Raw genomic sequence first — 26,190 nt, forward strand, 5'->3', positions numbered from 1 at the left:
AGGTGAGCGGGAGACGGCGCGGACGCTCGGCCACCCATGGCAGCCCGGAAGGAGTGCCGGGGATGAATGTGACCGATCCACGGGGAGCCGGGCTCGGCCACGAGTCCGGCGACGGTCATGCCCGCGCTCTCGACCTGGGCCCCACCTCGTCCGCCGTCTCCTCCGCTCCCGGCGGCCTGCTCGACGCCCTCGGTGTCGCGGCCGCCGTGGTGGACTCCAGGGGCCGTATCACCTTCTGGAGCCCATCGGCCGAACGGCTGTTCGGCTACACCGCGGAGGATGCGCTGGGCCAGTCCAGCGCCGCCCTGCTGGTCGACCCCGAGCATCTGCCGGTGGTCAACGAGCTCTTCGGCCGGGTCATCGAAGGCGACACCTGGGCCGGGGGATTCCCCGTCCGCTGCAAAGACGGAACGGTTCGCCAGATCGAGTTCCGCAATATGCGGCTCCTCGACCGCGACCACCGCGCCTACGCCCTCGGCATAGCAACCGACCAGGCGAGCCTGCGCACGCTGGAGACCGACCTCGCGCTGTCCATGCGGCTGATCAACCAGTCCCCGATCGGGCTCGCCGTCGTCGACACCGATCTGCGGTACGTCCTGGTCAACCCCGCCCTCGAGCGCATCAACGGACTGCCCGCCGCCGAGCACCTCGGCCGGGGCGTGGGCGAGGCCGTGCCGTTCCTGGACGTCGAGGCCATCGAGGCGGCGACCCGCCATGTCCTGGAGACCGGGCAGCCCCTCCTCGACCAGTACGCCGTCGGGCGCACGCCCGCCGATCCGCAGATCGAGCACGCCTGGTCGGTCTCCTACTTCCGCCTGGAGGACACCTCCGGCCGGGTGCTGGGCGTCGCCACCTCCGTCATCGATGTCACCGAGCGGCACAAGGCGACCGCCGAGATGACCAGGGCCCGCCAGCGCCTGGCCCTCATCGCCGACGCCGGTGTCCGCATCGGGACCACGCTGGACCTCGCCAAGACCGCCGAGGAACTGGCCGACGTGGCCGTGCCCGACGTGGCCGACCTGGCCGCCGTCGACATCCTCGACGCCGTCCTGCGCGACCCGGGCCGCAACTCCGTCGAGCCCGTCGGCGCCCCCACCGTCTTCCGCGCCCTCGCGGTGAAGTCGGCCTACCCCACCGAGGCCACCAGCGCCGCGGACCCCACGGGCCACGTCGCCCGCTACGACCCCGACCGGATCATCACCCAGTGCGTGAACTCGGGCCGCCCCATCCTCGTCGCCCACGTCGACGACCAGTCGCTGCGCAGCATCGCCCGCGACGCGCACTCGGCGTCGGTACTGGCCCGCGCCGGGGCGCACTCGTATCTGGCGGTCCCCCTGATAGCGCGGGGCAATGTCATCGGAGCCCTCAGCCTGCTCAGGGCCCGCAACCCCCTGCCGTTCGACCAGGACGACGTCCTGCTGGCCAGCGAGCTCGCCGCGCGGGCGGCCATCAGCATCGACAACGCGCGCTGGTACCGCAACGAGCGCCGCACCACCCTCGCCCTCCAGCGCAGCCTCCTGCCGCAGCAGCCCCCGCGCCAGCGCGGCCTGGAGATCGCCTACCGGTACCAGCCGGCGGGGGCGACCAGCGAGGTGGGCGGCGACTGGTTCGACGTGATCCCCCTGCCCGACGACAAGACCGCCCTCGTCGTCGGCGATGTGATGGGCAGCGGGATCAACGCGGCGGCCACCATGGGCCAGCTCCGCACCGCCACCCGGACGCTGACCCGGGTGGATCTCGAGCCGGACGCCGTGCTGCGCCACCTCGACGACATCGCCGCCGGGCTCGACCAGGCCTTCGCGACCTGCCTCTACGCCTGCTACGACCCGAGCACCGGCCAGTGCCGGATCTCGACCGCGGGCCATCTGCCGCCCGCCGTGGTGCACCCGGACGGGACGGCGGAGTTCATCGATGTGCCCACGGGGGCGCCGCTGGGGGTCGGGGGAGTGCCCTTCGGCACGGCGGAGGTGGATCTCGTCCCCGGTGACCTGCTGGTCTTCTACACCGACGGGCTGGTCGAGACCCGCCACGACCCCATCGACGAGCGCCTGGACGACCTTCTGCGGATCCTGTCCGAGCCGGGACGGAGCCTGGAGGAGACCTGCGATGTGCTCCTGCGGTCGCTGAGGCACCCCGACGGGCACGACGACGTCGCACTCCTGGTCGCCCGGACCTGCCCGGACGCGCAGGGCGAGGAGGCCGGTGCGGACGAGCCGGGCGAGCGGGACGAAGGCGGCGAGGCCGCCTAGGTTCGCCCACGGCCGACTCAGGCCTCGGGAGCGCCCGACACCGTCGCCTCGATCAGCTGGAAGGCGACCTCGCGGGCCGCCATGCGCTTGTCCTCGACCGGGGCGTCGCTGCTCTGGAGGATGAACGGCAGGCCGTGCATGGCGAACATCGCCAGATGGCAGCGGATCCGGTCCGACAGCGGAGCCCCTTCCTCGACGAGCACGTCGATCAGGCGCAGCAGCCGCTCCTTGACCGTGTTGCCGATGTCGAGGTCGCGGACGGTGGCCTGGTTCTCGTGGAGGAAGCGGAACAGCGGCCCCGCGTCCTGCATCACCTCGCCGTAGCGGCGCACCACCTCGCGCTTGGTCTCCGGGGTGCGCGGCTGGCCCTCGGCCCACTCGATGAGCGCCTCGACCGGCGCTCCGAGGTCGTCGAAGATGCTGACCAGGATGTCTTCCTTGGTCTTGAAGTGGTAATAGAGCGCCGCCTTGGTCACATCCAGGCGGTCGGCGATCTCGCGCAGCGAGGTCTTCTCGTATCCCTGCTCGGCGAAGAGCTCGACCGCCACGTCCTGGATGCGCTGGCGGGTGTCCCCCCGGCGCGCGCGGCCTTGAGTCGTCTCCATGGTCACCGTGGTCCCCTGCCTCCGAGCGGAACTTACTTGACGCCCGGCTAGTTGGCGCCCTACTGTTCCATCGTATTCCACTAGCCGGTCGACAAGTAAGTTGCTCGCTCCGGCTGGAAGAAGACTAGAGCCGACGAACGAGTCGAACGGGGAGCCCACATGGCCAACAGCCCGGCGACGGCACCGGAAACGGCTGCCGAGTCCAAGCAGAGAAGCGTCCGCGTCGTCCTGGTGGGCCTGATGATCACGATGCTTCTGGCCATGCTCGACAATATGATCGTCGGCACCGCGATGCCGACCATCGTGGGCGAGCTCGGCGGGCTGAACCACCTCTCCTGGGTGGTCACCGCCTACACCCTGGCCGCGGCCGCCTCCACCCCGATCTGGGGCAAGCTCGGCGACCTCTACGGCCGCAAGGGCATCTTCCTCACCTCCATCGTGATCTTCCTGATCGGCTCCGCCCTGTCCGGCCTGTCCGGCAGCATGGACCAGCTCATCGCCTTCCGCGCGGTGCAGGGTCTGGGCGCGGGCGGCCTGATGGTCGGTGTCCTCGCGATCATCGGCGACCTCATACCGCCGCGTGAGCGCGGCAAGTACCAGGGCATGATGGCCGGGATCATGGCGATAGCGATGATCGGCGGACCGCTGGTCGGCGGCACCATCACCGACCACCTCGGCTGGCGCTGGAGCTTCTACATCAACCTGCCGCTCGGCGCGTTCGCCCTTTTCATGGTGTGGGCCACCCTCCACCTGCCGCGCAAGCGCACCCAGGCACGGATCGACTACCTCGGGGCGGGGCTGCTGACGGTCGGGATCACCTCCCTCGTCCTGGTCACCACCTGGGGCGGGAACGAGTACGACTGGGCCTCGGCGCAGATCCTCGGCCTGATCGCGCTCGCCGTCGTCTCCCTCGCGGTGTTCCTCGTGGTCGAGCGTGCCGCGGCCGAGCCGGTGCTGCCGCTGGGCATCTTCGCCAACCGCAACTTCACCCTGGTCACCGTCATCGGCTTCCTGACCGGCTTCGTGATGTACGGCGCGGTCACCTTCCTGCCGCTGTACCAGCAGACCATCCAGGACGCCTCCGCCACCAACAGCGGACTGCTGCTCCTGCCGATGCTGCTGAGCATGCTGGTCGTCTCCCTGGTCGCGGGCCGGGTGACCACGCAGACCGGCAAGTACAAGGCGTTCCCGATCGTCGGCACCGCGCTGCTGTCCCTGGGCGCCCTGCTGCTGTCGCAGATGGACACCGGCACCACCCGCGTCACGTCGGGGCTGTTCATGGCGGTGCTCGGCGCCGGGATGGGCTTCCTGATGCAGATCACCATGCTCGTCGCGCAGAACAGCGTGGAGATGAAGGACATGGGCGTCGCCAGCTCCACCTCGACGCTGTTCCGCACCATCGGCGGCTCGTTCGGTGTCGCCCTCTCCGGTGCGATCTTCGCCAACCGGGTCGGCGACATCATGACCTCACGGCTCGGTGGCAAGGGCGGCGAGATCGCCTCGGGCGGCGGCCAGATCGACCCCAGCCGCCTGGGCAAGCTCCCGGCGGCGGTGCGGGACGCCTATCTGCACGGGGTGGCGGGAGGAACGCACAGCGTCTTCCTGTGGACCGCCCTGGTCGGGCTCCTGGGCTTCGCGGCCTCCTGGTTCGTCACGGAGGTGCCGCTGCGCGGCGCCGGGCCCCAGGCGAAGGAGGCGGGCCCCGAGGGAGTCGAGGACGCCGTCGGCGACACACCGTTCAAGGACGCCGCCGCCGTCGAGGTCTGACGGCGGGCGGGGTCCGGGGCCCCTTCTGGTCCGTTGGCCCGAAGAGCCGACGAAGCCCGCGAGGTCGGAGGCGGACGAGGTCCGACGACGACGCACGGGACAGAGGCGGGGGGCCGGGGCCGCCGGGGAGCCCGGACCGCCGCTTCAGGCGCCGCCCGCGCGGGGCGGCGCCTCTCGCGGCAGCCACAGCACGGCGATCCCGCCGCCCCCGCTCTCCTCGTCATTGCGGAACGTCAGCTTCGCGCCGAGCACCCGGGCCTGGCCCGCGGCGATCGTCAGCCCCAGCCCATGGCCGCTCGCCCGGTCGCTCGCCCCCGTGCGGAAGCGGCTCGGCCCCTCCGCCAGCAGGGTCTGCGGAAAGCCGGGCCCATGGTCGCGCACCCGCAGCACCGGCCCCTGCACGGTCAGCTCTATCGGCGGTGCGCCGTGCCGCCGGGCGTTGGCCAGCAGATTGCCCAGGATCCGCTCCAGGCGCCGGGGGTCGGTCCGCACCAGAGCCTCCTCGACGACCACGATGGACACATCCGGGGCGACGCCCACCCGGCGCCGCACGAACTGCGCCAGCGCCACGTCCTGGAGTTCGGCCCGCTCGGCGGCCCCGTCCAGCCGGGACACCTCCAGCACGTCCTCGATCAGGGTGCGCAGCACCTGGACCCGGTCCCGCACCAACTCCGACGGGCGCCCCGAGGGCAGGAGCTCGGCCGCCGTGACCAAGCCGGTCACGGGGGTGCGCAGCTCATGCGCGATGTCCGCCGTCACCCGCCGCTCCGCCTCCAGACGGCGCTGCAACGCGTCCGCCATGGCGTCCACCGCCGTCGCCAGCTCATCGGTCTCGTCCCTGGCGTTGCGCCCGATCGCGTCGCGTACCCGTACCCGGGTCTGCCCGCCCGCCACCTCGCGTGCCGCCACCGCCGCCTTGCGCAGGCGCTGCGACAGCTGCGCGCCGATGAGGATGCCCAGCAGGGTGCCGCTGGCCACCACCACGACGGAGCCGATGCGCAGCGAGCGGTCGAGGTTGCTCAGCACCCGGTAGCGGTCGGTGTAGTGCGTGCGCAGCGAGACCACGTGCCCGCCCTCGACGGGGCTCGCCGCCCACACCCAGGGGGCGCCGCTGCCGTCCTCCTGCAGATAGGTCGCGCGCCTGGCGTGTCCGATCGCCTTCTTCAGCGCCCTCGGCAGCGTGGGGTCGTCGAGTTTGGTGCCGAAGGGAAGCTGCCCGCTGGAGGTGTAGATGCGCAGCGCGAACTTCAGCCGCTCGTCCTGGACGTCGCGGGAGTTGTCGAGCATGCTCGCGCGGGCCGCGTTGTGCACCAGCAGGCTCAGCGCGAGCGCCACCAACGCCGAAACGACGGCGATGGCCGCGCTGAGTTTCCAGCGCAGCCCGATGCGGCGAATGACCACCTGGTGGGACCTCAGACCTTGAGCTTGTAACCGAAGCCGCGCACCGTCTCGATCCGGTCCTGGCCGACCTTCCCGCGCAGCCGCTGAACATGGACGTCCACGACGCGGGTGTCGCCGCCCCAGCCGTAGTCCCACACCTTCTCCAGCAGCTGGTCGCGGCTGAGCACGCTGCCGGGGGCGGAGGCGAACTGCAGCAGCAGCCGCATCTCGGTCGGGGTCAGCGCGACCGGCTCGCCGCCGCGGCGCACCTCCATGCCGTCGCGGTCCACCTCCAGGTCGCCGAAGCGCAGCACTCCGGCCTCGCCCTCGCCCAGGCCGGTGTCCGTCCCGGCGTGGCCGAAGCGGCGCAGCACCGCCCGGATACGGGCCACGAGAACGGCGCCGTCGAAGGGCTTGGTGACGTAGTCGTCCGCCCCCGCCTCGAGGCCGAGGACGACGTCGATGGAGTCGGCCCGCGCGGAGAGCATGATCACCGGAACGGTGCTCTCGTCCCTGATCCGGCGGCACAGGCTCACGCCGTCGAGCCCCGGCACCATCACGTCGAGCAGGGCGATGTCCGGACGGCGGTCGCGGAACGCCTGGAGGCCGGCCAGGCCCTCGGCCACCGCGGTGACCTTGAATCCGTCGCGCTCGAGGGCGAGTTGCGTCGCCTCGCGGATCACATCGTCGTCCTCGACGAAGAGCACGTGGGTCTCGGCCATGGTCGCGGTGTCTACTTCCCGTAGTCGGTACTGGTGGATCCGATCTTCTCGAACATGCCGTCGTTCCACTCATAGGTGGTCACCGTCTCACCGGACGGCTGGTCCACCGGGTCGCTCGCCCCGTAATCCTGACGGGTGACCTCGAGCTGCCGACCCGACGCCTGGGCCCACACGGGCGGCTGCTCGTCCGCGAAGACATTCACATATCTACTGCCGACGGCACGGTAGACGTAGCTGCCGACGCCCACACCGTCGGTGCAGGTGGAGACGTTCACCACCAGGTCGGTGCTCTCCTTGCCGGTCAGCGCCGCGTAGCTCGCCTCGACCGGATATGTGCCGCCGTCCTCCGGGGAGCAGGCGCGCAGCTCCTTCTTCTCCCGGACGTGGGGGTCGGCCCTCAGCAGGGAGACCACATTGACCTCGGGGGCGCCCGTCCCGGAGTCCTCGGCCGCGGGCGTCCCGGCGACCTTGGCCGCGGACGGCGCCGAGCCCTCGATGCGGATCGTATCGCTCCTCGCGCAGCCGATCATCGCCACGCATGCCCCGATCGCGAGGATCGTGAGGGCGGTGAGCATGGACTGTGCGCGAGGTTTCACGCAGCTTTCCTGTCCTCGTAGGAGCGGCGCTGGGCCGGGACGCGGTGCGTCTTCTCCAGCTGGTTCCCCAGTGTGTCGAACAGTGGCACGGGCTCGGCGGCGGGCTTCGGGGCGGCCGGCAGGGCCGGCTCGCGCACACCCTGGCGCTCCAGCTCGGTCCGCAGCCGCAGCAGGGCCCGGTGCAGGGTGCTCTTGACGGTGCCGATGGAGATCCCGAGGCTCTGGGCGGTCTCGGCGGTGCTCATGCCCTCGTAGTAGCGCAGGACGACGACGTTGCGCTGCTGCTGCGTCAGGATGCCCATGGCCCGCATCAGCATGGAGCGGTCGGCGTGCTGCTCGGTGCCGTCGTCCACGGCGGGCTCGGGGAGCTGGTCCGTGGCGTACTCGTCGATCTTCCGGGCACGCCACCAGCTGGTGCGGGTGTTGATGAGCACCCGGCGCACATAGGCGTCGGCGTGACGCTTGTCGGCTATGCCGTCCCAGACGGGGAACGTGCGGGCCAGCGCGGTCTGCAGGAGATCCTGGGCGTCCGCCGGATTGGGGGTGAGCCTGCGGGCGCTCCGCAGCAGGGCGTCCTGCCGGGTGCGCACGTACTCCTCGAACCCGAGCACTGCGACCGTGTCCATGCGAATCCCCTTTGTGCTGTACGCCCTATCCGGTGCGTTTCGCGACTGACTGGAGAAGACGCTACGGAGCTGCTGTCCCATGGCTGTCACTGCCAGCGCGCGGACGGCCTGCGGAAGACGCACGGTTGTGTAACAGCGTGGGGACCAACGTATTGAACCGGGCGAAGCGGGGCGTTTTCGCAGGTGGTGCGGTGTGGCGGTCACGGTGAGTATTGATCTCGGGGGGCGTGAGCGCGTCAGGTCCGAGGGCGCCCGCACCGTCACCGAGGAGCACGGCGGGCGTCGGCGCGCGGAGCGTGTGGGCGTCGGCGCGCGACCCACGGCACCGTCAGGAGGCGTCAGGTCAGCGGAAGCCGGTACACCCCGGGAGACACGGGTTCGACGAGGCCGTCGGCGACGAGTCCGTCGAGCGCCCTGGCCCTTTGCGCCGGCTCGTTCCACACCGCGTCGAGCTCCGCCTGCGAGACCGTTCCCTCGGCCTCCCGCAGGACCGCGAGGAGCTTGCCGCGCACCTGCCGGTCGGTGCCCGCGTAGGTCTGCCCGCGCCGTGGCGGCCCGTCGTGGGCCGGGCTGCCCGCGAGCCGCCAGGCGCACCGGTCGGTGATCGGGCAGCGGCCGCAACCAGGGGTGCGGGCGGTGCACACCAGCGCGCCCAGTTCCATCACCGCCACCGCCCAGCGCGCGGCGGTGGGGGCGTCATCGGGCAGCAGCGCCTGGGCGACACGGCGCTCGGCGGCGGTGGTCGCCGAGGGCGGGTACCGCACCCCGGTGACGGCACGGGCGAAGACCCGGCGCACATTGGTGTCGAGAACGGCGTGCCGCTGCCCGTAGGCGAACGACGCCACGGCCGCCGCCGTGTACTCGCCCACGCCCGGCAGCGCCAGCAGAGCGGCATGGCTGCTGGGTACCCGGCCGTCGTGGCGCTCGGCTATGGCGGTGGCGGCGGCGTGCAGCCGCAGTGCCCGCCGTGGGTAGCCGAGGCGGCCCCAGGCGCGGACGGCCTCACCCGGGGGCTCGGCGGCCAGCGCGCCGGGGGTGGGCCAGCGGGTCAGCCATGCCTGGTGGACCGGCAGCACCCGGACGACCGGGGTCTGCTGGAGCATGAACTCGCTGACCATCACCGACCAGGGTGAGGCGTCGGGTCCGCGCCACGGGAGTTCGCGGGCGTTGTCGTCGTACCAGTCGAGGACCGGACCGTGGAGCTCGGTGGCCGGACGGCCGTCGGCGAGGGCCGCGGCGGGGGAGGAGGATGCGGTGGCAGACATGGCGCCATCGATCCTGGCACGGCCGCCCGCGGCGGGGAAATCGGAACGCGCAACGGTGTCGGCGGGCTGATCATCCGTAAAGACGTGCGGTTGGTCGGCGAGTGGTGGGTAGCTGTGCCCAAGATCTCTCGTAGAGTACGCGCGTGGACTCCATGCGCCACCCGGTCGGACCTCTGCCCTCGTCGATTTACTGGCGGCGAAGGGCAGTTGTTCTCTGCCTGCTCGCCCTGGTCATCGCACTGATCGTATGGGCCGTCAACTCCGGCACCTCGGGTAACAAGAAGAACGGTGCGGGGGGCGACGACGGCCGCCATCCCGCGCACTCCATCACCCCCAGCCCCGGCCCCTCCACGGGCACGCCCATCGACCGTCCCCCGGGCGGTACGGGCGGCAACTCGGGCACGGGCGGGTCGCCGGGCTCGGGCGGCTCCGCCGGCACGGCCGGTGACACCGGAGCGGGCGGCCAGGACGGCGGCGCGGGCGGTACGGGCAGCGCCGGCGGCGCGGCCGGTGGCTCGGGCGGCTCCGGCGGCTCCACGGGCTCGGTCGGCGGCTCCTCCGGGGCGGGCGGGGTGGACGGCGGCACCAGCACCGGTGGCACCGTCCCCGCGGGCTCCACCCTGCCCAACTGCGCCCCGAGCAAGGTAAAGCTGACCCTGCGCCCGGAGAAGAACGCCTACGAGTCGGACGAACGCCCCCAATTCGTGCTCACCATCACCAACTCCGGCAGCGGCACCTGCAAGGTGGACCTCGGCCGCGCCTCCGCGGTGCTGAAGATCACTAATGACTCGGACGACGAGGTGTGGACCTCCGACCACTGCGCCAAGTCCCCGTCCCCGGCACTGGTGCAGGTGCCCGGCAACGGCAGGACGGTCCGCTCCTACACCTGGGACCGCAAGCACAACGCATCCAAGTGCGACTCGGACGCGCGCGGCGCGGAGGCGGAGAACGGCACCTACGTGGTGGAGGTCGACATCCCCGGACTCGGCTCCGCCCCGGCGACGTTCACGCTCAAGAGCTGAGGACGCACCGGTCGGGCTGAAGCCGAAGCTCCTGTGGAGGTCAGGCGATCCCCGGCCGGCCTCGAAGGCGCGTCCACACGTCGACGGCCCGGCTCCCCTGCGGCCGCAGGGGAGCCGGGCCATCACGCTGCGAAGAGCGGAACCGGCTGGGCGGGACCAGTGGTGAGGGCGGGCTCAGACGTAGCGCTCGAGGATCGAGGACTCGGCGAGGCGGGACAGGCCCTCTCGCACGGAACGGGCGCGGGCCTCGCCCACACCGTCGACGGTCTGCAGATCGTCCACACTGGCGGCCAGCAGCTTCTGCAGGCCGCCGAAGTGCTCCACGAGCCGCTCGATGACCGTGTTGGGCAGACGCGGCACCTTGGCCAGGAGCCGGTACCCGCGCGGGCTCACCGCGGAGTCCAGCGTCTCCGGCGAGCCGGTGTATCCCAGTGCCCTGGCCACCGCGGGCAGTTCCAGCAGCTCGGACTGGGCGAGGCTGTCGAGGTCGCCGAGCACCTCGGTGACCCCCCGCCCCTTCTTGATCGACCGCTCCGGCACATAGTCGCGGGCCACGAGCTCGCGCTCCGGCTCGACCCCCGCGATCAGCTCGTCGAGCTGGAGGGAGAGCAACCGTCCGTCCGTGCCCAGTTCGACCACGTACTCGGCGATCTCGGTGGCGATCCGGCGCACCATCTCCAGCCGCTGGGCCACCGCCGTGACATCCCTGACCGTGACCAGGTCCTCGATCTCCAGCGCGGAGAGCGTGCCCGCCACCTCGTCCAGCCGCATCTTGTACCGCTCGAGGGTGGCCAGCGCCTGATTGGCGCGGGAGAGGATCGCCGCGGAGTCCTCCAGCACCCGGCGGTGCCCGCCGACGTAGAGGGCGATCAGCCTCATGGACTGGCTGACCGAGACCACCGGGAGGCCGGTCTGCTTGCTGACCCGCTCCGCGGTGCGGTGCCGGGTGCCGGTCTCCTCGGTCTCGATGGTGTGGTCCGGCACGAGCTGGACGCCCGCCCGGACGATCTTGCTGATGTCCTTGTCGAGGACGACCGCGCCGTCCAGCTTGCACAGCTCGCGCAGACGGGTCGCGGCGAACTCGACATCGAGGACGAAACCACCCGAACAGATCGACTCGACGGTCTTGTCCATGCCGAGCACGATCAACCCGCCGGTGTTCCCCCGAAGCACGCGTTCCAGGCCGTCGCGTAGCGCGGTGCCCGGTGCGACGGCGCTGAGCGAGGCGCGCATCAGGCCATCAGCACCGGGGCTCTTGTCGGCCCGGTCGTTGGCTGCCACTGCACTCCTCCGGTCGCACGTCTACTTGGCGGCCAGCCCGCCGGGTCCGCGCCCTTCCGGGGCTGAAAACGCACCGGGCGCGCGAGACCAGGGCAAAGTTTACCGTTGCGAACCCTCTGCACGCCGGGGCCTCTTCGGCAAGGCATGCAATGCCTCCCCTATGTCCGCCACCTCCGTGACCGTCATGCCTGATGGGACGGGCCCCGGGTCCGGTGGAACAAGGGCCCGGGTGAAGCCCAGGCGGGCCGCTTCCGCCAGTCTGCGCTGCACTCCCGTGACCCGGCGCACCTCCCCGGCCAGGCCCACCTCGCCGATCGCCACCAGATTCTCCGGCAGCGGGGTGTCCACGGCGGCGCTGGCCACGGCCAGCGCCATGGCCAGGTCGGCTGAGGGCTCGGTGAGCTTGACCCCGCCGACGGTGGCCGTGTAGATGTCGCGCTTCCCGATATTGATCTTGCCCCGCTCCTCCAGGACCGCCAGCACCATGGAGACCCGGGGCGACTCCAGGCCCGAGGTCGTGCGCCGGGGCGAGGGGATCTGCGAATCGACGGTGAGCGCCTGCATCTCCACCACGAGGGGACGCCGGCCCTCCAGCGTCACGGTCAGGCAGGTGCCCGGCACGGCCTGCGAGCGCCGGGTCAGGAAGAGCCCGCTGGGGTCGGAGATCCCGGTGATCCCCTCGTCGTGCAGCTCGAAGCAGCCCACCTCGTCGGTGGCGCCGTACCGGTTCTTCACCCCGCGGATGAGCCGGAGGCGGGCATGCCGGTCGCCCTCGAAGTGCAGGACCACATCCACCAGGTGCTCCAGCAGCCGCGGCCCTGCGATCGATCCATCCTTGGTGACATGGCCCACGAGCAGGGTGGACATGCCGCGCTCCTTAGAGGCCCGGATGAGCGCGCCCGCGACCTCGCGCACCTGGGCCATGCCGCCCGGCGCCCCGTCGATCTCCGGCGAGGCGACGGTCTGCACGGAGTCGAGCACGAGCAGGGCGGGCTTGATGTCGTCGAGGTGGCCGAGGACCGCGGACAGATCGGTCTCGGCCGCCAGATAGAGATGGTCGTCGAGCGCCCCGATCCGGTCCGCCCGCATACGGACCTGGCCGGCCGACTCCTCACCGGTGATGTAGAGCGTGGGTCCCTGGGCACTGGCCGCCTTGGCCGCCACGTCCAGCAGGAGCGTGGACTTGCCGACGCCCGGCTCCCCGGCCAGCAGCACGACGGCACCCGGCACCAGGCCACCGCCGAGAACGCGGTCCAGCTCGTCCACCCCCGTGGGACGAGCTGCCACCGCCTTCCCGTCCACCTGGCCGATGGGCCGGGCGGGCGTGGTGACCCTGCCGGGTGCCGTCGTGCGAACCGCCGCCGCCACGTACTCCTCGACGGTGCCCCAGGCCTGGCACTCCGAGCACCGGCCGAGCCACTTGGCGGTGGTCCAGCCGCACTCCGTGCAGCGGTAGGAGGGGCGGTCCTTCGAGGACGGGCGGGAGCTTCGGGCGGCCATGCGGCAAACCGTAGCGGTAGGCACCGACATCGAGACCCGATGGGGAGGGCGGGGCACGTAGGGCGGGGCAAGGAGGGCGGGGCGCCGTATCGCCCCGCGCGGAGGGAGGTTACGCGAGTTGGCCCGAACGGGTGCCGGTGTTCGGCGGTTTCGACCAGCGCGGACACCCGAAAGGGTTAATGCGGTCCCTTGGGGATGTGACGGGTCGTGTCATGGCCCTAGCGTCGCCGGGGTGATGAGGTCCGAGACGAACCCGACCGAGGGCCCCCAGCGGCCGGACCACCGCAGGCACCGCGCCCCGTCCCGGGCGCGCGCCAAGGGCCGGACCACCCAGGCCACGGCCGTGCAGGACAAGGCGGTTCAGGGCTCCGCGGTTCAGGCTGCCGCTGTTCAGGGTGCTGCTGTTCAGGGCTCCGCGGTTCAGGGTGCTGCTGTTCAGGGCTCCGCGGTTCAGGGCTCCGCTGTTCAAGGCAAGGCGGTTCCCACCCGCACCGCCCCGATGAACACGGCGGCGCAAACGGCGGCCAGGACGGCCGCGGCGGCGGCCACGCCCTCGGAGCCCTTGGACGGGTACGCCGTGGCCCCCACGGTCCCGGCAGCCGGATCCCGGCGCCGGGCCGCCCCCCGCCCCGTGCAGCGGTTCCGCGAGCCGCAGCCGCCGCCGGAGCTCTACGAGCCCTATTTCGACGGGCTGTTCACCTACTGCCTGTCGGTGCTCTGCGATCACGACGAGGCCGCGGGCGCGCTCATGGACGTGCTCGCGGACGCCGGACGCCATCACGCCCGCCTGCGCGACCACCGCCTGCTGCGCGCCTGGCTCTACGCGCTGGCCCGTCACGCCTGCCTCCAGCGGCTGTCCTCGCGCGGTGTCAGGAAGGGCGGGAGCGGCACCGGGGGGCATACCGGCGGCGGCACGGACGGGGACCGCACGATGCCGTCCCCCGTCTCCCCCGAGGTCAGGGGGCGCCGCCGCGAGGAGCTGGCCGCGCTCGCGTGGCCGGAGGCCGCCGGCACCGCCCCGGCGCAGCGTGAGGCCCTGGAGCTCGCCGTCCGCCACGGCCTCGCCCCGCACGAGGTGGCCGCCGTCGTGGGCCTGGAGACGGCCCAGGCCCGTGCGCTCCTCTCCCGCGCCGCCTGCGAGGTCGAGCGCACCAGGACCGCCCTGGCCGTCGCCGAGTCGGGCAGCTGCCCGGTCGTGGCGCGTCTCGCGGGGGACACCCAGGTGCTGCTGGGATCGGCACTGCGCCGTGAGCTGGTCCGGCACGTCGACGATTGCCCCGGCTGCCGGGCCACCGCCGCGCGCGAGCTCGCCGCGGGCCCCTGGCCGGGCACCGGTACCCCCGATGTCCTCGCCGTCGTCCAGGCACCCAGGGCCGTCGCGGCGGCGGGCGGGGCGAGCGGGGCGCCGCCGGGCGGCACCTGCGCCAGGATCCAGCCGTCGAGGATGCCCTCGACGCGTTTCGACCGGCGCGGCTTCCCGCTGGACGGGAAGGACCGGGCCGCCCGCCGGGCGCAGCTGCGGCACCGCGCGGTGACCACGACGGTGGTCGCCGCGGTCGTGGCGGCCCCGGTGCTCGCCCTCTGGGCGGCGTACCGCGCGGGCACCCATGAGGGCCCCGAGCACGACACGGGGGTCTCGGCGAGCGAGAACGACTACGACAACGGCGTGGTCTACGACGGCTCGGGGCGCTCGCGCTCCACAGCCGCCCGGCACGCGGCGAGCGGCCCCGCGCAGACGACCTCGCCGGACGGCTCTTCCCGGCCCCGGCCGCAGGTGTCGCCGAGCGCGAGTGGCTCCAGGGATCCCCGGGACTCCGGTGACCCGTCGCCCAGCCCTTCCCACCCCGGTGGCGATGTCCCGGCCCCCAGCGGCTCGGGGTCGCCGGGCACGCCCGCACCCGGCAGGCTCACCGTGTCCGCGCAGCCGCAGGGCGAGGACACGGTGGTCACCCTCACCAACACCGGCGGCTCCGACCTCCCGTGGAGCGCCCGGCCCCAGGCCGAGTGGCTGACGCTCAGCCGCACCTCCGGCGTGCTCGGGCCAGGCGAGAGCATCACGGTGACGATCTCCGTCGACCACGAGCGGGAGCCCAGCGGCGAGTGGACCGGCACGGTCGTCTTCGAGCCCTCCGCAGCGGTGGTGACGGTCAAGGGCACCGGTCCCCGCCCCTCGCCCTCCGAGCCTGCGCCGAGCGAGACCCCCGCGCAGTGATACCGGGGACACCGGGTCCGGCGGGCCCACCGGGCATGCCCGGCTCAGGGGCAGCGCCTCCATGCCCGGAACGGCTACTTCGCCCTGGCCGGCTTCCTCTTCTTGGCCGGGACCGCCGGGTTCTTGGCCGGGACCGCCGGGACCGCCGCCCCCGCCGGGACCGCCGTGCGGGCCGCGTCGTCCGGGTCCGCCGGGTGCGGGGCCACCAGCGGGAGCTCCGAGGCCAGCCGCTGCTCGCACAGCTCCGAGAGCCGTGCGTACCCGGCCTCGCCCATGAGCTCGGTCAGCTCCGGCCGGTAGGAGACGTAGACGGGCTCGCCGGAGCCGTGCGCCGACGTCGCCGAGGTGCACCACCAGTGCAGGTCGTGGCCGCCCGGCCCCCAGCCCCGCCGGTCGTACTCGGCGATCGACACCACCAGCACCCGGGTGTCGTCCGGCCGGTCCACCCATTCGTAGGTGCGGCGGATCGGCAGCTGCCAGCACACGTCGGGCTTGGTCTCCAGGGGCTCGCGCCCCTCGCTGAGGGCCAGGGTGTGCAGCGAGCAGCCGGTGCCCCCGGGAAACCCGGGGCGGTTGAGGAAGACGCAGGCACCGTCCACGAGGCGGGTGGTCCGCTCCCCGTCCTCGTTGGTCTCCACCACACCGCCGTCCTCGGCGACGTCGTGGTACTGCCATGTCTTCGAGGTCAGGCGCGCCGCGTGCTTGAGCACCCGCTCCTCGTCCTCCTCGTCGGAGAAGTGCGCACCGAGCGTGCAGCATCCGTCGGAGGAGCGGCCCTCTGCGATTCCTTGGCAGCCGCGGCCGAAAATGCACGCCCACCGAGACGTGAGCCAGGTCAGATCGCAGCGGAACACCTGTTCATCGTCGGCGGGATCGGGGAACTCAACCCATGCGCGGGCGAAGTCCAGGCCGGTCTCGTCGGCGGGCGGTGTCGTCGCTTTTCGCTGCTTTGCCTGTGCCACATGGCCAGGGTAAGGGGAAGAAGTTGGTCACGGCCCTGTTGCCACGTCCGCGCGTTCGGGTGCAGCACGCTAGCGTGCACGGCATGCGACTCGGCGTTCTGGATGTTGGATCCAACACGGTGCACCTGCTGGTGGTCGACGCGCACGTCGGTGCGCGCCCGCTTCCGGCCTATTCGCACAAGTCGGAACTGCGGCTCGCTGAGCTGCTCGAAGAGGACGGCGCGATCCACGAGGACGGGATAGAGCGTCTCGTGCAGACGGTGGCCGAGGCCAAGCAGATCGCCGAGGACAAGGGCGTGGAGGAGATCCTCCCCTTCGCCACGTCGGCGGTGCGCGAGGCGGTCAACGGCGAGGCGGTCCTCGCCCGCGTCGAGCGCGAGACCGACATCGCCCTGCGGGTGCTGACGGGTGAGGACGAGGCGCGGCTGACCTTCCTGGCGGCCCGGCGCTGGTTCGGCTGGTCGGCCGGGCGCCTGCTGGTGCTGGACATCGGCGGGGGCTCGCTGGAAGTGGCCTGCGGTGTGGACGAGGACCCGGACGCCGCGGTGTCCCTGCCGCTGGGCGCCGGGCGGCTCACCCAGGCGCGTCTGCTCGGGGACCCGCCGCCCCCCGACGACATCCGGGCGCTGCGCAAGGAGGTCCGGGCGCAGATCGCCCGCACGGTCGCGGAGTTCTCCCGCCTCGGCGCCCCGGACAAGGCGGTCGCCACCTCGAAGACGTTCAAGCAGCTCGCCAGGATCGCCGGCGCCGCCCGTTCGGCGGATGGGCCGTATGTGCCGCGTTCGCTCACGGCCAAATCGCTCCAGGAGTGGCTGCCCCGGCTGGCGGAGATGACCGTGGACGAGCGCTCCAGGCTCCCCGGGGTCTCCGAGGGACGGGCCCGGCAACTGCTGGCGGGAGCGCTGGTCGCGGACGCCGCCGCCGACCTGTTCGGCTGCCTGGAGCTGGAGATCTGCCCCTGGGCACTGCGTGAGGGAATCATCCTCAGGCGCATCGACATGCTGGTCGGAAGCGGCGGGTGAGCGCCCGCGGAGGACGAGCAGGGGCCGGGGACGGCCCGCCCCGAGGGGTGAGGCGTGCCGGGCGCCCCCGTACGCTGTCCTCCGTGGCTGATCCAGCGGGGCCGGCCCAGCAGACGGCCTTCGACGGTGTCCGGCGCGCGGTGCGTGTCCCGGACGCCAGGGTCGCCCTGTCCACGGCCTCGGTGTATCCGGAGTCCACGGCGACGGCCTTCGAGATCGCCGCCCGCCTCGGCTACGACGGTGTCGAGGTCATGGTGTGGACCGATCCGGTCAGCCAGGACATCGAGGCACTGCGACGCCTTTCGGACTACCACGGCATCCCCGTGCTGGCGGTGCACGCGCCGTGCCTGCTGATCACCCAGCGGGTGTGGTCGACGGACCCGTGGACCAAGCTCGTCCGCGCGAAATCCGCGGCCGAGCGGCTGGGCGCCAACACCGTCGTGGTCCATCCGCCGTTCCGGTGGCAGCGCCAGTACTCCCGTGACTTCGTGCGCGGCATCTGGCGGATGTCCAACGAGACGGATGTGCGGTTCGCCGTCGAGAACATGTACCCGTGGCGCTACCGGGACCGCGAGATGCTGGCCTACGCCCCGGACTGGGACCCGACCAACGACGACTACCGCCACTTCACCGTGGACCTGTCGCACACGGCGACGGCCCGCACGGAGGCGCTGAAGATGGTCGAGCGCATGGGGGACCGGCTGGCGCATGTGCACCTGGCCGACGGAAACGGTTCGGCGAAGGACGAGCACCTGATCCCCGGCCGCGGGACGCAGCCGTGCGCCGAGCTGCTGGAGCGGCTGGCGACGACCGGCTTCTGCGGGCACGTGGTGGTGGAGGTCAACACCCGGCGGGCGATGTCGGCCGCCGAACGCGAGGCCGACCTGGCCGAGGCGCTCGCCTACACCCGCCTGCATCTGGCCTCCGCGGCGGCACCCGCGCCCTGACACCCGCGCCCTGACACCCGCGCCCTGACACCCGCGCCCTGACACCCGCGCCCTGACACCCGCGCCCTGACACCCGCGCCCTGACACCCGCGCCCTGACACCCGCGCCCTGACACCCGCGCCCTGACNGGGCCGGGCCCCGGGGCCGGGAACGGGTACCGACGTCTGCTGAGACATCGGTCCCAGCACATGGACATGCTGTCCGAATGCCGGTAGCGCGGCGTAGGCTCGACAGAACTCCAAGAGCTGAGCCAGGTAGGGAGTGGAGCGACAGTGCCCAGCATGAGGTCTCGTACCGTCACTCATGGTCGGAACATGGCGGGCGCCCGCGCCCTCCTGCGTGCGGCAGGCGTCGAGCGCGAGGACTTCGGCAAGCCGATCATCGCCGTCGCCAACAGCTTCACCGAGTTCGTACCCGGCCACACCCACCTCCAGCCGGTCGGCCGGATCGTCTCCGACGCCATCAAGGCCGCGGGCGGCATCCCGCGCGAGTTCAACACCATCGCGGTCGACGACGGCATCGCCATGGGCCACGGCGGCATGCTCTACTCGCTGCCGTCCCGGGACCTGATCGCCGACTCGGTCGAGTACATGGTGGAGGCGCACTGCGCCGACGCGCTGGTCTGCATCTCCAACTGCGACAAGATCACGCCGGGCATGCTCATGGCCGCGCTGCGGCTGAACATCCCCGCGGTCTTCGTCTCCGGCGGGCCCATGGAGGCCGGCAAGACGGTCCTGGTCGACGGCACGGTGCGCACCAACCTCGACCTGATCAGCGCCATGTCCGACGCGGTGTCCGACAGCGTCTCCGACGAGGACCTCGCCCGCGTCGAGGAGGCCGCCTGTCCGACCTGCGGCTCCTGTTCGGGCATGTTCACCGCGAACTCCATGAACTGCCTGGTCGAGGCGCTGGGACTGGGCCTGCCGGGCAATGGTTCGGTGCTCGCCACCCACACCGCCCGCAAGGCACTGTACGAGCAGGCCGGCCACACGGTCGTGGACATCACCCAGCGGTACTACGACCAGGACGACCAGACCGTGCTCCCGCGCACGGTCGCCTCGCGTTCCGCGTTCGAGAACGCCATGGCGCTCGACGTCGCCATGGGCGGCTCCACGAACACCGTGCTGCACCTGCTGGCCGCCGCCCGCGAGGCCGAGCTCGAATTCACCATGACGGACATCGACGCCGTCTCCCGCCGCGTCCCGTGCGTGTGCAAGGTGGCCCCCAACGGCAGCTACCACATGGAGGACGTGCACCGGGCGGGCGGCATCCCGGCCATCCTCGGCGAGCTCCACCGCGCCGGACTGCTCCACGAGGACGTGCACAGCGTCCACTCGCCGTCCCTGGCGGACTGGCTGAAGAACTGGGACGTGCGCGGCGGCTCGCCGTCGGCCGAGGCGGTGGAGCTCTTCCACGCGGCCCCCGGCTGTGTGCGCTCGGCCACCGCGTTCTCCCAGTCCGAGCGGTGGGAGACGCTGGACGTCGACGCGGCGGGAGGCTGCATCCGCGACGTGGCCCACGCCTACTCCGCCGACGGCGGCCTGGCCGTCCTGTACGGCAACCTGGCCGAGGACGGCTGCGTGGTGAAGACCGCGGGCGTGGACGAGTCGATCTGGACCTTCGAGGGCCCGGCCGTGGTCGTGGAGTCGCAGGAGGACGCCGTCGACGCCATCCTCACCAAGCGGGTCAAGGAGGGCGACGTGGTCGTCGTCCGCTACGAGGGCCCCAAGGGCGGTCCCGGAATGCAGGAGATGCTCTACCCGACGGCGTTCCTCAAGGGCCGCGGGCTGGGCGCCAAGTGCGCGCTGGTCACCGACGGGCGCTTCTCCGGCGGCACCTCGGGCCTGTCCATCGGCCATGCCTCCCCGGAGGCGGCGGCCGGCGGCACCATCGCCCTGGTCCAGGACGGCGACCTGATCGCCATCGACATCCCCAACCGCAGCATCGAGCTCAAGGTGTCGTTCGAGGAGCTGCACGACCGCCGGACCAAGCTGCTGGAGACCCTGGGCGGCTTCCGCCCGGTGGCCCGTGAGCGCAAGGTCTCCGCGGCCCTGCGGGCCTACGCGGCGCTGGCGACCTCGGCGGACAACGGCGCGGTGCGCGACCTCGGCCAGGTGGAGAAGTAGACCACGTGGAGAGGTAGACCACGTGCAGACCGCGTGCAGAGGTGGGCCACGTGGAGAGGTGGGCCAGGTGGAGAAGTAGCCACCGGCCCGTTCGGTCCCGTCCTCGCCGGGCTCACCCGGACCGCGACCGGTTCACCCCCGACCGGCTCACGTCGATCCGCTCACCGGCGGCCTCGGCCTCACCGGCCGAGCCTGCCTGCGTCCACGGAGAAGATCGTGCCCCTCGGGGTGTAGCCGTAGACGCGGTCGCCGACCGCCATGGGCGCGGGCTGGTCGGCGAGCATGCCCCGCCCGGCCGGGTCGTTGCGCGGCTCGGTCTGCGCGGTGAGCTCCCCCTTGCGCAGATCGACCTTCAGCAGGCGGCCGTCCGGGGCGGACAGGTACAGCCAGTGACCGGAGACGGTCGCGGGGGAGGGGTTGCTGACCGAGGTCTGCACCTCCCAGGGCGAGGTGGTGTGCTGGTCGGTCTCGCGGGTGTCGACGGCCATGAGGCTGCCGTTCGCGCTCAGCAGGTAGACCATGCGGCCGCGCACCGTGACCGAGCCGCCGCCGACGGAGTAGGGCAGCGGGGAGCGGGTGGTCCGGCGGCGGCCGGGCTCGTACCGCACGACCGCCACGGTGTCGGTGGCCAGCTGCCGGTCGGATTCGGTCAGATACAGCGCGTCCCCGTCGGCGCCCACCGGTAGCACCGAGCCCCGGAAGCGCTGCGACCACAGGGCGTCTCCCTTGTCGGCGCGCACGGCGGTCACCCGTGTGGTGGTGCCGTCGTCGGAGGTGGTCGTGACGTAGAGGGTGCCGCCGAAGTAGCCGAGGACGGGGAGCGGGTGGCCGTCGAACAGGTGCGTCCAGCGCTGCCTGCCCGTCCTTCCGTCGAGGGCGGTGACCGTGCCGTCCTCCGTCGTCATCAGGACCGTGTCGCCGGCGAAGGTGCAGCACCCGTCGAACATCGAGACGTCCTTGCTCCACACCGGCCGCCCCGAGCGGGGGTCGAGCGCCCGCAGGGTGCCGTCGCGGACCACCTGGACCAGGCCGCCGGACAGCCGCGGTGCGTCGACCCAGTCCTCCTCCATCTTCCGCACGGCGGGGCCCTTGCGGATCCATTGGACCTTGCCGGTCGCGGCGTCGATACGGGCCGCCGCCACCCCGTAGTCCGCGCAGTACAGGGCGGTGGCGGTGGCGGCGCACTTCGCCGCGCGGACCATCTTGGACTCGCTGGCGGCGGCGACCGCGATCCCGTTCTCCCAGTCCTTGGCGGCCCGGCCCCGAGCATCATGGGCCTCGGTGGCGCGGGAGCCGAGCTCCTGGGAGGTGACGAAGGCACCCGCGGCGAGCAGGACGGCGGCGGCGGAGCCCACCAGCGCCCAGCGGGCCCGGTGACGGCGCCACCTCGGGCCGTGCGGTTCGGTGTCCTGCTGCTTCGGGGCGGGATCGGGTTCGGTGTAGGGAGCGGAGTCGCCGTGCCCACCGCGCAGCGCCGCCATCAGCTCGTCCGGCTGGGGCCGCTGCGCCGGGTCCTTGGCCAGGCAGCGCGCCACCAGCGGCCGCAGCTCGGCGGGCACCTCGCTGAGGTCGGGCTCGTCGTGGACGACCTGGTAGGCGACCAGGTACGGGCTGTCGGCGTCGAACGGGCCGCGCCCTATGGCCGCGTGCACCAGCAGGCAGCCGAGCGCGAAGACGTCGGCGGCCGGTCCCACGTCCCGGGGGCTGCGGAACTGCTCGGGGGCCATGAACGGCGGCGTCCCGATCACCTTGCCGGTCTCGGTCCGCAGATCGCTGTCGGCGGCCCGGGAGATCCCGAAGTCGATGACCTTGGGGCCGTCCTCGGCGAGCAGCACATTGCTGGGCTTGAGGTCGCGGTGGACGACACCCGCCCGGTGGATGTCCCGCAGCGCCTCGGCGAGGCCCGCCGCGAGCTGTCGCAGCTCCGCCGTCGAGAACGGTCCGTCCCGCTTGACCTTCTCCGCCAGCGTGGGGCCGGGCACGTAGAGGGTGGCCATCCACGGCCGTTCGGCGTCCGCGTCGGCGTCGACGACCGGTGCGGTGAACGCTCCGCTGACCCTGCGGGCGGCCGCCACCTCCTGCTGGAAGCGGGCGCGGAACTCCGGGTCCGCGGCCAATTGCTCGTGGACGACCTTGACGGCCACCCGGCGTCCCGAGGCGGAGTGGGCCAGGTGCACGACGCCCATTCCGCCGGAGCCGAGACGGGATTCCAGGATGTAGTGGCCTACGGAAACGGAGTCCGCTCCACCCGCGTCGCGTGGGATCCCATCCGCCGCTTCTCCCACTGACATGACCGCAACCCCCGTGTGCCCCCGCGCGTCCTTAAGGACCACAGCCTAGGAAACCTGATTTCCGCGCGGCACACGGGCCGGGCCCAGCAGTCGCGCAGATCGGGTGTACAAGGCGCGAAGGTGTTGAAAAGACGCCGGTCGGCGGGGGGTTGCCGCCGGTCCGCGCCGGGGGGCTGGAGAGTCGGGTCAGAGACGGGGGAGTCAGATGTCCATCGACGATGCGCCAGATGTCGTACAGGAAGCCGAACAGGATCTCGTGTCCGAGGCGGCGGAGACCGCCGAGACCGCGGAGACCGCCGAGGCGGGCGGGATCTCGGCGTCGCGGGTGTACTACACGACGAGCGAGAAGACGACGAAGGTCCGCTCCGGGCCGTCCACGAGCCACCGGCTGGTGCGCACGCTGCCGAAGCACTCGGCGGTGAACATCGGTTGCCAGTGCGACGGGGAGAAGGTCAGCGGGCCGTACGGGACATCGAAGATCTGGGACCGGATCGCACCGGGCCAGTACATTCCGGATGCCTATGTCCACACCGGAAGCGACGGCTACGTGGCGCCGAGGTGCTGAGGCACCGAGGCTGAGGCATTGAGGCACTGAGCGACGGGGCCCCAGGGCCACTCCATAGGGGGACACAGGCCACAGCCACAGGGCCGCACGGCCGCACGGCCGCACGGCCACACGGCCACACGGCCAGAGGGACACACGGCCAAGGGACAGAGGGACACAGGGCCACACGGCCAAGGGACACACGGCCAAGGGACACACGGCCACACGGCCAATGGGCCTGACGGGTGCCGACAGTGCGGGGTCCGGGCCGCCTCCGGCTGGGGGCGACCACCTCGCGCTGCCCGGATGTCACAGCCGGGGGCGCCGCGTCGTCCTTCCAGGGGGCGTCCACGATGGAACGCCCGACCCGGGAGGAGATCGCAGTGGCCGACATGGAGGACTTCGAGGCGAACCGCGGGCATCTATGGGGAATCGCCTACCGCATCTTGGGGACGGCGAGCGACGCCGACGACGCGGTCCAGGAGGCATGGCTGCGCTGGCGGCGCGCCGACCGGGCCGAGGTCGTGGACGCCCGCGCCTTCCTCACGACCGTGGTGAGCCGTATCTGCTACGACCTGCTGGGCTCCGCGCGTGCCAGGCGCGAGGCCTACGTCGGCGAGTGGCTGCCCGAGCCGCTCGTCTCGCATCCGTCGGCCGAGCTGTCGCCGGAGGACCGGGTCACGCTCGACGAGTCGGTCGGGATGGCGCTCCTGACCGTGCTGGAGCGCCTGACCCCCGCCGAGCGAACGGCGTTTGTGCTGCACGACGTATTCGCGGTGCCGTTCCCGGAGATCGCCGAGGTCGTGGGCCGCACCCCCGACGCGGTACGGCAACTGGCCTCGCGCGCCCGCCGCCGTGTCCAGGAGCACGCCCCCAAGCGGTCGGTGAACCGCGATGAGCACCAAAAGGCGCTGGACGCCTTTGTGTCGGCGGCGCTGCGGGGCGACTTCCAGGACCTGATGGCCGTGCTGGACCCCGATGTGGTGTGGCGGGCGGACGGCGGCGGACTGGTCTCGACGGCCCGCCGCCCGGTCCTCGGCGGGGACAAGGTGGCACGGCTGGTGCTCGGCATCCTGCGCGGCTTCGACCCCGAGACCATGTCCGTCCAGGCCCGCGAGGTGAACGGGGCACCGGGCCTTGTCTTCCTTGACCCGTCCGGGCGCAGCGCCGGGGTCCTCGCCTTCACGGTCGCCGACGGCCGGATCACGGAGGTCGACGCCGTCCTCAACCCAGAAAAGCTCAGCCACCTCGCGCCATGACCACGGCGCCCGCCCTTCCCGGGGGCGGGCGCCACCGGCAACGCCGTTCGCCCGGCAGGCCGATCCTCCCGGCCCGCGTGATCCCGTGACTACTCGTCGTCGACGCGCGCGCAGACATGAGCCGGTGCCCGCGCCGCCCGCAACGGCGATTGCCCCCTGGGTCTTGGCTGCTCTGGGTGATTCGCTCGGTGGCCCGGGTGGGTTGGCGGATGGGTTGGCGGGTGGGTTGGCTCCGGGGGTCGCGTCGTGCGTGGGGGCAAGCTGCTCAGTGGTGATGTTGGGTTGTCCGTCGAGGACGGCCGGGGTTGTTTTCCGGGGCCGTCCTCCGCGTCAGGTCAAAGAACGTTCGGCGATGTGAGAAAGACGCTCCTCGAAGACCTTCTGTGCATCCGGGGTCAACGTCGCCAACGCGACCATGGCTGTCAGGATGACGTCGCACAACTCCTCCTGCACGTCCTCCCACGTGTGGCTCGCGCCCTTACGGGGATTTGACCCCATCACGCCGTGGACAGCTTCGGCGACTTCTCCGGCTTCCCCGTTGATCTTCAGGACGCGCAGGAGACGCGCGACTTCCGGGGCCACCGGGCTTTCGGAGTCAAGCCACCCCACGAGTCGGTCAATGGTGCCCCAGTTGCTCTGGTCGATGCTCGCGCTGCTCCGTGTGTCGGTCCTGCGTGTCAGGAACGCCGTACGGAGCGGCAATGCCTAGAACAACGTGTCCGGCTCCGGCGCGGCGGTCGGATTGGAGACTAGCAACGGTTGTGCGCCCGGCAGCGAGAGTTGCAGAGACAGCCCGGAGTGGTCGGTGAGCCGCGTCTGCGTGCGTGGTTCGTGGACGTACGCGCACCCTCCGGTCTCCCTCTCCAGAGCACCGGAGACGAACGCGTGATCGTAGCGGTAGCCATCCCCGGTGCGGCCCACCCAGGAGTATTCGGCGGCCGCGGGGTGCAGTAGCCGAAAGGCGTCGCGGTATCCGGCCTCCCCCAGCCACCGGTGAAAGTCGTACTCGAACGGCCGGAAGAACGGATACCGGGGCTGGGTCCAGTTCATCGGTTGGCTGCATGCCGAGGCCAGGAACGACGCCGAGGCGGTCCGATGGCTGACTGCGGCGGAAGTTCTCGCCGATGATTTGGACGATGGCGTACTTGCGGCACCACGGACGGCCCCGGCGGCTACCACGTCGGGGCCGTCGCACCGCCCGCCCGTTGCCCCGTCCCGTTCCCCCGCCGTCAGGGTCTTCTTGAGCGGGAGAACGAGCCGGTCACGCCGACGACGGCGGCCACGAGAGCGCCGCGCCACAGGCCGTCCCAGAGGCTGGCGAAGAAGGTCTCGCCGGTGAGTATCCGGCGCATCACCACATCGCCGGCGAACAGCAGCGCCGCCGGGACCGATGCCACCTGCCAGGGGTGCTCGGCCGCCCAGTCGCGGATGCGCCGGTTCGAGCGGTCGCCCCCCTTCCCCAGGACGGAGCCCACTCCGCCGACGAGGAAGAAGAGCATGAGGGCGAACGACAGCGACCCGGCGAGCACGCCGAGGCCGAAATCGCCGCCGAGGGTGTCCAGGGCCAGCGCCACAGCGCCGCCCACCGCACCGACCGCCGTGGCCGTCCGCCACGGGCCAAGAGTCGCCGAGGCCACGGCGAGCTGCCGCTTCTCGGTCCGCGATACATCGGAAGAACGCCTCATGGCCCAAGAGTGCTCCCACCGCACCGGCCGCACCATGGGGACAGGTCCCGGATCCAAGGTGGGGACAGCCCCCCTTTCCCACCTCTGTCCACCTCTGCGCTCCCCGCCAGCCCCGCCTCCCTCAGGCGG

At 72.0% G+C, this 26,190-nt stretch carries 22 protein-coding genes; 9 read left to right on the forward strand and 13 right to left on the reverse strand.

The genetic code is table 11. From position 1 onward, the window contains the following. The first annotated feature begins 62 nt into the window (after positions 1–62). Positions 63–2,249 (forward strand): SpoIIE family protein phosphatase, encoded by a 2,187-nt coding sequence (locus IEY86_RS16415; RefSeq protein WP_189132439.1) that lies wholly within the window; start codon positions 63–65, stop codon positions 2,247–2,249. A 17-nt stretch (positions 2,250–2,266) separates the two neighbouring features. On the opposite strand, the gene IEY86_RS16420 is transcribed toward IEY86_RS16415, so the two are convergent. Beyond that, entirely contained in the window at positions 2,267–2,854 is a 588-nt protein-coding gene (locus IEY86_RS16420) for a TetR/AcrR family transcriptional regulator (protein ID WP_189132440.1), read from the reverse strand. Positions 2,855–3,013: 159 nt separating this feature from the next. On the opposite strand from IEY86_RS16420, the gene IEY86_RS16425 reads away from it, so the two are divergent. Next, positions 3,014–4,621: an MDR family MFS transporter gene (locus IEY86_RS16425; RefSeq protein WP_189132441.1), complete on the forward strand. Its 1,608-nt coding sequence runs from the start codon at positions 3,014–3,016 to the stop codon at positions 4,619–4,621. A 144-nt stretch (positions 4,622–4,765) separates the two neighbouring features. Here IEY86_RS16425 and IEY86_RS16430 read toward each other — a convergent pair whose 3' ends face one another. The 5 genes from IEY86_RS16430 to IEY86_RS16450 form a co-directional block, all read right to left on the reverse strand. After that, positions 4,766–6,022 (reverse strand): sensor histidine kinase, encoded by a 1,257-nt coding sequence (locus tag IEY86_RS16430; protein WP_189132442.1) that lies wholly within the window; start codon positions 6,020–6,022, stop codon positions 4,766–4,768. Positions 6,023–6,033: 11 nt separating this feature from the next. Next, positions 6,034–6,723: a two-component system response regulator CseB gene (gene cseB, locus IEY86_RS16435; RefSeq protein WP_189132443.1), complete on the reverse strand. Its 690-nt coding sequence runs from the start codon at positions 6,721–6,723 to the stop codon at positions 6,034–6,036. Between the two features lie 11 nt (positions 6,724–6,734). Beyond that, complete coding sequence (locus IEY86_RS16440; protein ID WP_189132444.1) at positions 6,735–7,319, reverse strand: hypothetical protein; 585 nt, start codon at positions 7,317–7,319, stop codon at positions 6,735–6,737. Further along, complete coding sequence (locus IEY86_RS16445) at positions 7,316–7,945, reverse strand: SigE family RNA polymerase sigma factor (RefSeq protein ID WP_189132445.1); 630 nt, start codon at positions 7,943–7,945, stop codon at positions 7,316–7,318. Before IEY86_RS16445 ends, IEY86_RS16440 begins: the two co-directional genes overlap by 4 nt. A gap of 338 nt (positions 7,946–8,283) precedes the next feature. Further along, positions 8,284–9,210, reverse strand: a complete 927-nt coding sequence (locus tag IEY86_RS16450; RefSeq protein ID WP_189132446.1) for an iron-sulfur binding domain-containing protein — start codon at positions 9,208–9,210, stop codon at positions 8,284–8,286. Positions 9,211–9,362: 152 nt separating this feature from the next. Between IEY86_RS16450 and IEY86_RS16455 the strand changes: the two genes are divergently transcribed. Continuing rightward, positions 9,363–10,232, forward strand: coding sequence for a hypothetical protein (locus IEY86_RS16455; protein ID WP_229698498.1), 870 nt, complete (start codon positions 9,363–9,365; stop codon positions 10,230–10,232). A gap of 174 nt (positions 10,233–10,406) precedes the next feature. Here the strand turns inward: IEY86_RS16455 and disA are convergent, their stop codons facing one another. Continuing rightward, a complete protein-coding gene (gene disA / locus IEY86_RS16460; protein WP_189132533.1) occupies positions 10,407–11,465 on the reverse strand; it encodes a DNA integrity scanning diadenylate cyclase DisA in 1,059 nt (352 codons plus the stop codon). A gap of 147 nt (positions 11,466–11,612) precedes the next feature. Further along, positions 11,613–13,013 (reverse strand): DNA repair protein RadA, encoded by a 1,401-nt coding sequence (radA, locus tag IEY86_RS16465; RefSeq protein WP_189132448.1) that lies wholly within the window; start codon positions 13,011–13,013, stop codon positions 11,613–11,615. Positions 13,014–13,248: 235 nt separating this feature from the next. Between radA and IEY86_RS16470 the strand changes: the two genes are divergently transcribed. Then, positions 13,249–15,225 (forward strand): BACON domain-containing protein, encoded by a 1,977-nt coding sequence (locus tag IEY86_RS16470; protein ID WP_189132449.1) that lies wholly within the window; start codon positions 13,249–13,251, stop codon positions 15,223–15,225. A gap of 74 nt (positions 15,226–15,299) precedes the next feature. On the opposite strand, the gene IEY86_RS16475 is transcribed toward IEY86_RS16470, so the two are convergent. Continuing rightward, positions 15,300–16,187, reverse strand: a complete 888-nt coding sequence (locus IEY86_RS16475; RefSeq protein ID WP_229698488.1) for a DUF3109 family protein — start codon at positions 16,185–16,187, stop codon at positions 15,300–15,302. An 83-nt stretch (positions 16,188–16,270) separates the two neighbouring features. On the opposite strand from IEY86_RS16475, the gene IEY86_RS16480 reads away from it, so the two are divergent. From IEY86_RS16480 to ilvD, 3 genes are all read left to right on the forward strand, one after another. Next, positions 16,271–17,209 (forward strand): Ppx/GppA family phosphatase, encoded by a 939-nt coding sequence (locus IEY86_RS16480; RefSeq protein ID WP_189132450.1) that lies wholly within the window; start codon positions 16,271–16,273, stop codon positions 17,207–17,209. A gap of 83 nt (positions 17,210–17,292) precedes the next feature. Beyond that, entirely contained in the window at positions 17,293–18,156 is an 864-nt protein-coding gene (locus tag IEY86_RS16485) for a sugar phosphate isomerase/epimerase family protein (RefSeq protein ID WP_373287038.1), read from the forward strand. A 272-nt stretch (positions 18,157–18,428) separates the two neighbouring features. After that, positions 18,429–20,282 carry a dihydroxy-acid dehydratase gene (gene ilvD, locus IEY86_RS16490; RefSeq protein ID WP_189132451.1) on the forward strand — a complete coding sequence of 618 codons (1,854 nt, stop codon included), beginning with the start codon at positions 18,429–18,431 and terminating at the stop codon, positions 20,280–20,282. A gap of 179 nt (positions 20,283–20,461) precedes the next feature. On the opposite strand, the gene IEY86_RS16495 is transcribed toward ilvD, so the two are convergent. Then, positions 20,462–22,468, reverse strand: coding sequence for a serine/threonine-protein kinase (locus IEY86_RS16495; RefSeq protein ID WP_229698489.1), 2,007 nt, complete (start codon positions 22,466–22,468; stop codon positions 20,462–20,464). 310 nt (positions 22,469–22,778) lie between these two features. On the opposite strand from IEY86_RS16495, the gene IEY86_RS16500 reads away from it, so the two are divergent. Continuing rightward, positions 22,779–23,138 carry a hypothetical protein gene (locus tag IEY86_RS16500; protein ID WP_189132453.1) on the forward strand — a complete coding sequence of 120 codons (360 nt, stop codon included), beginning with the start codon at positions 22,779–22,781 and terminating at the stop codon, positions 23,136–23,138. 332 nt (positions 23,139–23,470) lie between these two features. Then, positions 23,471–24,376, forward strand: coding sequence for an RNA polymerase sigma factor SigJ (gene sigJ, locus IEY86_RS16505; protein ID WP_229698490.1), 906 nt, complete (start codon positions 23,471–23,473; stop codon positions 24,374–24,376). A 330-nt stretch (positions 24,377–24,706) separates the two neighbouring features. On the opposite strand, the gene IEY86_RS16510 is transcribed toward sigJ, so the two are convergent. The 3 genes from IEY86_RS16510 to IEY86_RS16520 all read right to left on the reverse strand — a co-directional run bounded on the left by IEY86_RS16510 (position 24,707) and on the right by IEY86_RS16520 (position 26,061). After that, a complete protein-coding gene (locus IEY86_RS16510; RefSeq protein WP_373287041.1) occupies positions 24,707–24,985 on the reverse strand; it encodes a MazG-like family protein in 279 nt (92 codons plus the stop codon). A gap of 96 nt (positions 24,986–25,081) precedes the next feature. Beyond that, positions 25,082–25,426, reverse strand: a complete 345-nt coding sequence (locus IEY86_RS16515) for an exonuclease/endonuclease/phosphatase family protein (RefSeq protein WP_189132454.1) — start codon at positions 25,424–25,426, stop codon at positions 25,082–25,084. Between the two features lie 179 nt (positions 25,427–25,605). Continuing rightward, entirely contained in the window at positions 25,606–26,061 is a 456-nt protein-coding gene (locus IEY86_RS16520; protein ID WP_189132455.1) for a hypothetical protein, read from the reverse strand. Positions 26,062–26,190 lie beyond the last annotated feature (129 nt).

This window comes from Wenjunlia tyrosinilytica (assembly GCF_014646055.1).
Lineage (GTDB): Bacteria > Actinomycetota > Actinomycetes > Streptomycetales > Streptomycetaceae > Wenjunlia > Wenjunlia tyrosinilytica.